The organism is Bacteroidia bacterium (assembly GCA_016218155.1).
GTDB lineage: Bacteria > Bacteroidota > Bacteroidia > Bacteroidales > GWA2-32-17 > GWA2-32-17.
On record JACREQ010000040.1, the window covers coordinates 54,176 to 64,676 of the forward strand.

At 32.4% G+C, this 10,501-nt stretch carries 9 protein-coding genes and 1 tRNA gene; 5 read left to right on the top strand and 5 right to left on the bottom strand.

What is annotated here, in order from left to right:
* Positions 1-9 precede the first annotated feature (9 nt).
* The 5 genes from HY951_07405 (at position 10) to aspA (ending at position 6,050) form a co-directional block, all read left to right on the top strand.
* A complete protein-coding gene (locus HY951_07405) occupies positions 10-1,206 on the top strand; it encodes a hypothetical protein (protein MBI5539868.1) in 1,197 nt (398 codons plus the stop codon).
* Positions 1,207-1,239: 33 nt separating this feature from the next.
* The gene (locus tag HY951_07410) at positions 1,240-3,318 is read left to right on the top strand and encodes an enoyl-CoA hydratase/isomerase family protein (GenBank protein MBI5539869.1); all 2,079 of its coding nucleotides are present in this window, start codon (positions 1,240-1,242) and stop codon (positions 3,316-3,318) included.
* Positions 3,319-3,607: 289 nt separating this feature from the next.
* The gene (locus HY951_07415; GenBank protein ID MBI5539870.1) at positions 3,608-3,874 is read left to right on the top strand and encodes a hypothetical protein; all 267 of its coding nucleotides are present in this window, start codon (positions 3,608-3,610) and stop codon (positions 3,872-3,874) included.
* Positions 3,875-3,876: 2 nt separating this feature from the next.
* Positions 3,877-4,485, top strand: coding sequence for a hypothetical protein (locus HY951_07420; GenBank protein ID MBI5539871.1), 609 nt, complete (start codon positions 3,877-3,879; stop codon positions 4,483-4,485).
* Between the two features lie 155 nt (positions 4,486-4,640).
* Positions 4,641-6,050: an aspartate ammonia-lyase gene (gene aspA / locus HY951_07425; protein ID MBI5539872.1), complete on the top strand. Its 1,410-nt coding sequence runs from the start codon at positions 4,641-4,643 to the stop codon at positions 6,048-6,050.
* Positions 6,051-6,304: 254 nt separating this feature from the next.
* Here the strand turns inward: aspA and HY951_07430 are convergent, their stop codons facing one another.
* The 5 genes from HY951_07430 to HY951_07450 form a co-directional block, all read right to left on the bottom strand.
* Complete coding sequence (locus tag HY951_07430; GenBank protein ID MBI5539873.1) at positions 6,305-7,573, bottom strand: NAD(P)/FAD-dependent oxidoreductase; 1,269 nt, start codon at positions 7,571-7,573, stop codon at positions 6,305-6,307.
* A 29-nt stretch (positions 7,574-7,602) separates the two neighbouring features.
* Complete coding sequence (locus HY951_07435) at positions 7,603-8,781, bottom strand: acyl-CoA dehydrogenase family protein (protein MBI5539874.1); 1,179 nt, start codon at positions 8,779-8,781, stop codon at positions 7,603-7,605.
* 126 nt (positions 8,782-8,907) lie between these two features.
* A tRNA-Pro gene (locus HY951_07440) sits at positions 8,908-8,981 on the bottom strand.
* 71 nt (positions 8,982-9,052) lie between these two features.
* The gene (locus tag HY951_07445) at positions 9,053-9,445 is read right to left on the bottom strand and encodes a four helix bundle protein (GenBank protein ID MBI5539875.1); all 393 of its coding nucleotides are present in this window, start codon (positions 9,443-9,445) and stop codon (positions 9,053-9,055) included.
* A 671-nt stretch (positions 9,446-10,116) separates the two neighbouring features.
* Positions 10,117-10,501: T9SS type A sorting domain-containing protein (locus HY951_07450; protein MBI5539876.1), on the bottom strand; the 385-nt coding region annotated here is incomplete at its 5' end.

The following is a 10,501-nucleotide window of genomic DNA, read 5'->3' on the forward strand; positions in this document are numbered from 1 at the left end:
AGGCACAAAATGAAAGTAGTCGAATCAATGTTTCCAAATGCACGAATCCCATACGGAACCTGGGGAAGTAGTTACTTTCCAGCATGGCAATCATCACCATTAGCAGAAGTAAATATAGGTCAGTTTGCAGGAGAAGCTATGGCAAATATATTAGGAAAAAGAAAAGTTTCACGAAAAGAACTTGAGTATCTTGTTATAGGTTCAACAATTCCATGGCATTGGAAATTCTGGAACGGACCAGCTGTTGCAAGTTGCATGGGACAAAGAATTCCCGGATTCCAAATGGAACAAGCATGTGCCACCGGATTAAGTTCAGTAATTCTTGCCGGATCAGAAGTAAATTCAAAATCATACGATGTTGCAGGTGTTTTAACATTTGACAGAACAAGTGATTCACCGGTTGGTGTTTTTCCAGAACGTCGCTCATACAGAAGAACTGAAGTTCTTGCTGACGTTTGGGATAATTTTAATTTTGACCCTTCAACTGGTGGAACCATGATGGCAACTGCCGGTTTAGCTGCTCGTAAATATAAAATCGACAAAAAAGAAGTCGACGAGTTAACATATCTCAGATATAAACAATATTTCAATGCAAAGAATTCTGGTTTTCTGGATAAAGTACTATTCTCATTCGATGTATTAAATGTTCAGGGAAAATCTCTTGGTAAAATCAGTGAAGATGTTGGTGTTCGTGAAATTTCTTTACAGTCACTTAATGACCAAAGAGAATTAGATACTTGTGTAACATCAGGCACACAAACTCATGCTGCAGATGGAATGGCTACACTACTTGTTGCGTCTCCTGCAAAATCAAAAGAATTAAGCACTAGACCAGAAATAAATATTGAATTTATTGCAAAAATTGATGTTCGTACATTACCAGGATTAATGCCCGAAGCACCCGGAATGGCAGTTCAAAAATTACTTCAACGAACAGGATTAACAATGAATGACATGAAAGTTGTTAAAAACCATAATCCTTTTGCTGTTAACGATGCTATTTTTGCAAAAACAATGAATTACGATTGGGCAAAAATGAATAACACCGGTTGTTCACTTGTGTGGGGACATCCTCAAGCACCAACCTTAACAAGAATTATTATCGAAGCATTGGAAGAAGCAGTTGACTTGGGTGGTGGTTATGTATTAGTTTTTGGTTGCGCTGCCGGCGATGTTGGTACTGCAGGTATTTTTAGAGTTTCATAACAAAGAATCGGAGGAAAAATTATGATAAATCAAATGAGATCGTCAACATTACAGACCTTAGGATTAGGTTCTGTATTTGAAATATTTCAGAACGGAAAATTACCTGTAACAGCAGAAGAATTGGTAGAACAAATTTTTGGGAAAGCTGATAACAGAGGAGCATTAGTTATATCTGGGGCAAACGGAATAGTTGGCGCAGGAAAGACAATGCAATTAGGGTCAAGACTTGAGCCTTTCGGTATTCCAATCGTAGCCCTTGATTTTCCAGGTGTTTCGGATGGTATTGCAAAACAATATCCAGGATTAGTAAAAGCATTTGGTAAAGGAAATGCCAATAAAGTAATGGGTAACATTATAAAATATTCATATGATGGAAAAACTCTTCCTAAAGGATTAGCTGCTCACAATCCAAAATTCTTACTCGAAGCTATTCCAGAAATACTTGATATTAAAAAAGAACATTATAAAACATTCAGAGAAAATTTTCCGGATATTGATATCTGGTCTGTTACATCAGGATTCCCAAGTTCTCAATTAGGTGTTGGAATTGCTCACCCTGCATTTCCTCACGAAGTAAATAAAATTTGGGAAATTGTTGAACCAACTCCATCAGCTAGCTCAAAACTACTATGGGCATTAGGTTTAATCCCTATGCAGGTTAGCGATAACTGGGCATTTGTGCTCGATGTTTTATTCTGCGGACTTACTCTTGCAGGATCAAGATTTAATGAGGCTACCAATATGCCTTTCTGGAAAACAGATAAATATATTCGAAAATATTACGGACCAAATCCATTCAGAGCACATGATGCAATTGGTGCTGCCGGCGCAAATTTCTTAACCTGGTCTTGTTTACATCATTTAAGTCAGCATTACGGTGAATTGTTTACACCTACCGATATTTTAAATGAGAAGAAAGATAGCGGAATGAACTGGTATCCACTAGATCATTTCAGACCAATGGTTGATTGGTCGATGAATGAAGAGGAAACTGCTGAATTTAATGCATGGATACTTGGTCCTCTTTTCCAAATGACAAGTATGATGTTACACGAAAACCGTTCACATCTTTCGCAAATGAATTTAATTGGTGAATTATGTGCACAATTCAGTAAAGGAGTTCTTGCTGTTACCCGTAACTTAGGTGCTGACGCTGTAAGGAATATTGTTAGCGATTACCATAAACTTCATCCGGCAGCCGCAAAACAAGCATGGTATCCTGAGGTATTTGATAAAATTGATTCACCTGAATGGCAACAATTATATGTTAATGCAGAGCATGATGGAAAGGTAGGAGTTATTTCAATTAACCGTGAAAGCTATAACCATGATGTAAATGCCGAACTTAACAGAGCTATCGATTGGTTAAAATCTAACAAAATAGAAAATGTAATAATTACCGGCGATTTCCATATTGCAACTCAAATGGTTGGTGCCGATACTACTGAATTTTTTCCAGCAATTGAAAATGCAAATATTGGCATTGAACTTAGCAAAGCATGGTCAATTACTGCACGTCGTTTAAATTCTGACTTTAAAACTTCTGTAGGTTTTATAAATGGCAAACGTTGTTTAGGTGGATTCCTTGAACTAATGGTACATTGCCATTATTTAATTGCCGAAGAAAATTCATCACTTGGAATGCCGGAAGTTACACTTCCTGTAATTCCTGGAATGGAAGGTTGTCATTGGCCTTTAAGAAAAATGAATTCTGCTAACTATAAAGATTTTCTACATTTTATTTTATCCGGAAAATCAGTAAAAGCAAAAGATTCTGTAGGCTGGTTAACTGACTATGCTGGTAACATGGAACAATCTATAAAAATGGCATGGAAATTAGCTTCAGGCACAGATCATGGTTTGAAAAAACGTGAACTAAACGAAAAGAGTATTTCTGATATTCCAACTGAAGTTTCCGGACTTGCAAATACCGAAGATGAAACAATTACTGAAGCACGCAAAGCTATAATGGCTTGTATTCAGAATTCTTGCAAAGCAACTTTAGCTGATGCAATTTCTGTACAAGCAAAACACTCTGGTGATTTTATGACTACTAAACTTTGTAAAAAAGGTGTAGTTGGCTCTGCTTATACAAAGACGTGGAAAGTGTAAAATAAAAACTTCGTCATCCTGAGGCACTCGAAGGATGATAAAGTTTTTATCCCATAAACTTATAAATAGTCGCCCTTCGAGCACCTCAGGGTGACTATTTTTTTAGTTCTAGTTAATTATTTCAGCAAAGCTAAATCCCGAATAAACTTTATTCTAAATTTTTCAATAAAAAATATAAATTTGCTATTCCAATTTAGAGTAGCAAAATAATATCTTTCTATTTTACCATGCATGTTATTTAAAATAATCTTATTTTTGAAGTAAATAAAATCACTTAATATAAATTCTTATGAACCTAACAGAAAAAGAATTAAACGAATTAGCCGAAAAAATTATTGAAGCTTGTTTTGATATTTGCATGGAAAAAGAACCAACACTTATTTCCGGTGAAGTATTTAAAAGAGTTTTTAAACATGATAAACGTGCTGAGATAATGTCAGTATTTAAAGATTTTATCATGAAATCAGAATTTGAATTAACAAATTCAGATAAATGGAAAGAAAAAGTTGATTTAAAGTTTAAAATAGTAGAATTGTATCTATCTACCCCAAAATAATTATGAAAGAGCTTGTAAGATGTCGGCCTTGCGGTTTTGTAATTGAAGCCGATAAGCTTGGCGATGTTTGTCCAGCTTGCGGATTACCCAGAAAAGTTTTTGAACCTTACAGAGAAAAAGTTTCAAGAAACAGGTTAATGCTTTTGGGTATTGACATGCATCCAATTGCAATTCATTTATCTCAAACATTTGTAATTCTAATTCCTGTTTTAATCTTTTTCATAAAAGTCTTTCCCCATTTTTATTTCGAAATGTTTTCTAATGTGTTACAGTTCTCAATTATTGTTTTTCCTTTTACGCTTGTAATTGCAATTATAACAGGAATAGTAGATGGTTTAACAAGATTTAAATCTTTAAAACCACCACTATTAAGAATTAAAATTATTTTTTCTGCCATAATTTTTGTGCTTGCATTTGCTATGTTATTTTATGCAAAGTATGACAATTTTGGAATTATCACTATTTTATTAAGTTTAGCCTCTTTGGCATGTGCTGTAAGGTTAGGCTTATGGGGAAAGAAATTAATTGATGTTATACTTCCTGGAACATATCCACAAAAGAAAGGAAGTAGAATAAAAGAAAAGGAAGCTGAAGAAAAAGTTAAAGTTTAGAATTTAATAACAACGTATAGATATTATCAAAATAGAATCTACTTCCTATTTAACTTTGGTGAAATATTCAATTAATAATTCGTAACAAATTCTTCACTTCTCCGCCGCGGCGGAGGACATAATGACAAAAGAAGTTACTATTCAAATAAACTACAATGCAAACAACAAGAAAAGAACACGATTTTTTAGGAGAATTAGATATTCCTGATAATGTTTATTATGGAATTCAAACCTTCAGAGCTTTAGAAAATTTCAATATAACTGGAATTCAACTTTCCAAACAACCAACTTTTATTAAAGCTCTAGGTTATGTTAAAAAAGCTGCTGCTCTTGCAAATAAAGATTGTGGAGTGTTGGATGATAAAACTACTGAAGCAATTTGTTATGGTTGCGATCAACTAATTGCAGGAAATTATCATGAACAATTTGTTACAGATTTAATCCAAGGTGGTGCTGGAACATCGTGCAATATGAATGCTAATGAAGTCATTGCAAATCTTGGTTTAGAATTTCTTGGTCACAAAAAAGGTGATTACCAATTTTTACACCCTAACAATCATGTAAATTGTTCGCAATCCACAAATGACGCTTACCCTACAGCGTTCAGAATTGCGTTATATTTTAAGTTAAACAGGTATATTGAAGTTCTTTCATTACTTGAGGATGCTTTCAGAAAGAAAGGGAAAGAATTTAAAAAAGTATTAAAAATGGGTAGAACCCAATTACAAGATGCTGTACCAATGACTTTAGGTCAGGAATTTCATGCATATGCAACTACTATAGGAGAAGATATTCACAGACTAAGAGAAGCACAACATTTAATTTTAGAGGTCAATATGGGTGCTACAGCTATTGGCACAATGGTAAACGCACCAAAAGGATATGCGGAAATTTGTGTAAAACACCTTGCAAAAGAAAGTGGAGTTCCAGTTAAATTAGCACCAGATTTAATTGAAGCTACAGGCGATACAGGAGCATATGTTCAAATTATGGGAACATTAAAACGTTCTGCAATAAAAATATCTAAAATTTGTAACGATTTACGTTTATTGAGTTCTGGTCCAAGAACAGGGTTCCATGAAATAAACCTACCACCACGTCAACCTGGTTCATCTATTATGCCAGGAAAAGTAAATCCGGTTATTCCTGAGGTAGTAAATCAAACATGTTTTTATGTAATTGGTCAGGACTTAACTGTTACTATGGCAGCTGAAGCTGGACAATTACAGTTAAATGTTATGGAACCGGTAATTGCTTTTGCAATGTTTACTTCAATACAGTATTTAAAAAATGCAATCATTACTTTAATTGAGAAATGCATAAATGGTATAACCGCAAATGCAGATGCAACATACAAAATGGTAATGAACAGTATTGGAATTGTAACACAATTAAGTCCAATTTTAGGTTACGAAGAAAGCTCAAGTGTTGCAGGTGAAGCACTAAAAACTGGAAAGAGTGTTCATGAAATTGTTGTTATTGAGAGAAAACTTATAACACAAGACAAGTGGAATGAGATTTATTCAATTGAAAATTTAATTAATCCTAAATTTATTAATAGTTAAACATATTAAAGGCTGGATGACAAAAGGTAATTTAGTATGTCATTCAGAGCGTAGCGAAGAAACTGGTTTGAATTTCTAACCAGATCCTTCATTACGTTACACTACATTCAGGATGACAAACACCAATATTCGACTTATTTTATTAATGTTACTATTTATGACTCTGGTTTTATTTTAAGATACGAAAAATAATTATTTGTAATTTACCTTATTGCATTTTTTACAAAATATTAAAATTCAGAATAAAAGCAACATTATAGATTTTTTTTACTAGAAACATATTTCGCAGCACTTTCTCCTGCAACATAACCTGTAGAGAATGCTATTTGCAAATTATAACCCCCGGTATCTGCATCTAAATCCAATATTTCACCTGCGATAAAAAGATTCTCAATTATTTTTGACTGCATTGTTTTTGAATCAACCTCATCAAGACTTACACCGCCGGAAGTAACCATTGCTTCGGCAAATGATCTGCTTCCAGAGATTTCTATTTTAAATTCTTTCAACCACAATCTTAATTTTTTTCTTTCAACTGCAGAGATATTATTGCTAATTTTATCAGGTAAAATTCCTGTAGCATTTATACATACAGGTATTAATTTTGGTGGCAAATACAATGAAATAAAATTAGAGAACAACTTTTTTCCATGAATACTCAATTGATTTAACAAATAACCATCAATTTCATTTTCTGTAATATCAGCTAACAAATCAAATGCAAAAACAATATTTTTTCCTTTTTGTAAATCCTCAATAATATGTCGGCTTAATGAATGCACTAATGGACCAGTAATACCAAAATGAGTAAAAAGCATATCCCCTACTCTTTCAATTTTCTTTTTTCCATCAACCCATACAACTATTTTTGTTTTAGGCAAAGATAGACCTTGCAATTGTTGAGCAGTATTTCCTTTTGTTTCCAATGGAACTAATGCAGGACGAATCGGCGTTACTTTATGTCCTAAAGATTTAAACCATTTGTATCCATCACCACTGGAACCTGTAGCAGGATAAGAAGCTCCACCACAAGTAACAATTAAACTTCTTGAATAATATTTTTCATTGGATTCACTAACAACATACTCAACACAATTATCTTTTTTAATTATATCAATAATATTTGAATTACAAATAATTTCAACACCCATTTCCTTATTCCATTCCAACAAAGCATTAACTACATCAATTGCCTTACATGATTTGGTAAAAACAAATTCTTCATCCTCTACTACAGTTGGAACTCCATTTTTTTCGAGCAAACTAACAATATCTTTCGAAAAGAATTTCGAAAAAGAAGGTCGAACAAATTTGTTATCCGGTCCAATATGTTTTATAAACTCACCAAGTTGTGCTGTATTTGTAATATTACATCTTCCATTGCCGGTAATAGTAAGTTTTCTGCCGGGTCTGTTCATTTTTTCTAACAGCAGAACTTTTGTACCACATTCCGCAGCTCTGCCAGCAGCTAAAAGACCTGCTGCACCTGCACCTACAACTATTACATCATAGTAATATGGCATTTACAATTATGTTAGAAAAATATAACAAATTACTTAAAAGCAGGAATTCCGGTAATATCGAGCCCAGTAATAAGTAAATGAACATCATGTGTACCTTCATAAGTAATTACAGATTCAAGATTTGCAGAGTGTCGCATAATTGGAAAATCATTAGTAATTCCCATTGCTCCGAACACCTGACGCATTTCTCTTGCAATATTTAATGCCATTGCAACATTGTTACGTTTAGCCATTGAAATCTGCCCTGGAGTTGATTTTCCTTCATTCCTAAGTTGTCCTAACCTTAAAACTAATAACTGAGCTTTCGTAATTTCAGTTAATGCTTCAGCAAATTTTTTCTGTTGTAATTGAAATCCGGCTATTGGTTTTCCAAATTGTTTTCTTTCCAACGCATATCTAACAGCGGCATCATAACAATCCATTGCTGCACCAATAACACCCCAGGCAATACCATATCTTGCTGAATTAAGGCATGACATTGGTCCTTTTAAACCTTTAACATTAGGAAAAACATTTTCTTTTGGTACAATAACATCATCAAATACTAGCTCTCCAGTAACTGAAGCGCGTAAAGATAATTTCCCATGAGTTTCCGGAGCAGTAAATCCTTTAGTTCCTTTTTCAACCAACATACCACGTATAATTCCCTCTTCATCTTTTGCCCAAACTACAGCAACATCAGCAACTGTAGAATTAGTTATCCACATTTTTGCTCCATTTAAAATATAATGATCGCCTTTATCTTTAACATTTGTTATCATACTTCCGGGATCGGAACCATGATTTGGTTCTGTTAATCCGAAACAACCAATAAATTCACCTGTAGCTAATTTTGGTAAAAATTTCTTCTTTTGCTCCTCGCTTCCAAAAGCGTAGATAGGGTACATAACTAAAGAAGTTTGAACAGATGCCATTGAACGAATGCCTGAATCACCTCGTTCTAATTCCTGCATAATTATTCCATATGCAATATAATCTAAACCTGCACCACCATATTCAACCGGAATAAACGGACCAAACATTCCATTTTCGCCCATTTCTTTAATAAGATGAGATGGAAATTTAGATTTCTCAAAATATTCTTCAATATCTGGTTTAACTCTTCTATCAACCCATGCTCTAACAGATTCACGAATAAGTTTGTGTTCTTCTGAAAGCAATTCGTCCATTAAATAATAGTCGGGTGCATTATATTGTACTTCGCTCATAATATTAGTTTGTTATTAAACATATTTTATTTTGTCAAATATATATTTTTTTCCGAATATTAATATGAACAATTTCATGTTTTTGGTATAAAGCAAAAAAAAAACGGCTAATGCCGTTTTTTTTTGTCGGGGTAGCAAGACTCGAACTTGCGACCCTCTGCTCCCAAAGCAGATACGCTAGCCAACTGCGCTATACCCCGAATAATTAATGAACGTTTTTAAATCTCTTTAAAAAGAGGTGCAAATATACTAGAGATTTTTTAATTTACTATTATAAATTAAAATTTTCTTCTTGAGGAATAAGTTGCTGATCTCTTTTGCTATAGCTACGATACATTCCTAATAACATCTTTGAAGCCTTCTCATAACCATCATAAAAATCCATATAAGTCATTTCATCAATCCAACCAAGATCTCTTACAGTTTGTAAAATTGTGGCAGCCTCAAAAATGTTTCCTCTTGAAGATGTAAGAAAATCTTTTTTCTCGTCTGTATTCTTTCTGCCTGTACCTTCGGCTAAATTTAAAACACTACTTAAACTTGATTTTTTCCAATAGTCTTTTAACAAAGAATCTATTTCGTTATTTGAGTTAAGAAACTGAATTACTTTATTGTTTTGTTCCTTTACTACCTGATATACATCCAACTTTTCGAAATCAAACATGTTAATGAGTTTTAAGCATTGATTAATATTGTATTCTTCTCATTCTAAAATAAAAATTAAATCATTTAAGAATGTCTGTAAGAACGTTTGCTGTTAAAGCGTGCAAAGGTAAAAATATTTTCGAAATCGCAAATCAACATTAGCATTTAACATATATTTCATCTTTTTTATTATTGATATTATCCCTTATTTTTAGGACAATAAAAAAGTTTTAAGCTATTTTTTTGGTTAAATAACATTATTCTAAACTACATATTTTTATGAAATAAAAGATTTATTTAAAAGACTCCAGGCTTATCCCTTTTGTGAAACTATTATTCGTTTTCATTATTTTTATATTGGGTTATTATCGGTTCTTCAAAAATCTCAGATTCATTAACGTAATATTTTAATAAATGAAATGATGGCATCACAATAATATTTATAATAAAACTAACAATACAAGCTACAAGTATAGGTATCGTATATTTTGTTTTTAGAAATAAAAACTGCAAATAATAGAATGTATTTAAAATATTAATATGTCATAAACTTTTCTGATTGATTCTTCAATATATTTATTTGTATCTGATAAATTTTCTGTTGTATCATTTTCTTTATTCTCTTTATGGAAATAAAAAAAGGGCATAAAACCCTTTAATTAAATTATTATCAATAAATTATAAAGAAAATTATTCTGTTAATATCATTCGTTTTGTATCTATCTCTTTTCCATCTACAATTAATGAATAGAAATACATACCAGGTTGTAGTTCATTACCTAAAATAGTTATTGAACTGTTTCCCTTTGTTATAATTGGAAGTGTTTTAATATGAATGCCATTCATGTTAAAAATTAATAATTCTGCTTTGTTAATTTCTTCTGGCAAATAAAATTTAATATCTGTATTTTGTTTAAATGGGTTAGGATAATTTTGGAAAAGTGAAGGAATAGATTGATTTGACGCTAAGGAACTAGTTGATGTATTTTTTTCAAATTTGGATATTTTTTTTTCTAAAACTTCATTTTGCTTTTTTAATAAATCTATTTCATCAGATAATTCTTTAACACCTTCA

Bases quoted from the DNA above. Each gene is read 5' to 3' on its own strand.
- HY951_07430 (MBI5539873.1), bottom strand. From the start codon at position 7,573: ATGCCATATTACTATGATGTAATAGTTGTAGGTGCAGGTGCAGCAGGT.
- HY951_07405 (MBI5539868.1), top strand. From the start codon at position 10: ATGAAAGTAGTCGAATCAATGTTTCCAAATGCACGAATCCCATACGGA.
- HY951_07410 (MBI5539869.1), top strand. From the start codon at position 1,240: ATGAGATCGTCAACATTACAGACCTTAGGATTAGGTTCTGTATTTGAA.
- HY951_07445 (MBI5539875.1), bottom strand. From the start codon at position 9,445: ATGTTTGATTTCGAAAAGTTGGATGTATATCAGGTAGTAAAGGAACAA.
- HY951_07435 (MBI5539874.1), bottom strand. From the start codon at position 8,781: ATGAGCGAAGTACAATATAATGCACCCGACTATTATTTAATGGACGAA.
- HY951_07420 (MBI5539871.1), top strand. From the start codon at position 3,877: ATGAAAGAGCTTGTAAGATGTCGGCCTTGCGGTTTTGTAATTGAAGCC.
- HY951_07415 (MBI5539870.1), top strand. From the start codon at position 3,608: ATGAACCTAACAGAAAAAGAATTAAACGAATTAGCCGAAAAAATTATT.
- aspA (MBI5539872.1), top strand. From the start codon at position 4,641: ATGCAAACAACAAGAAAAGAACACGATTTTTTAGGAGAATTAGATATT.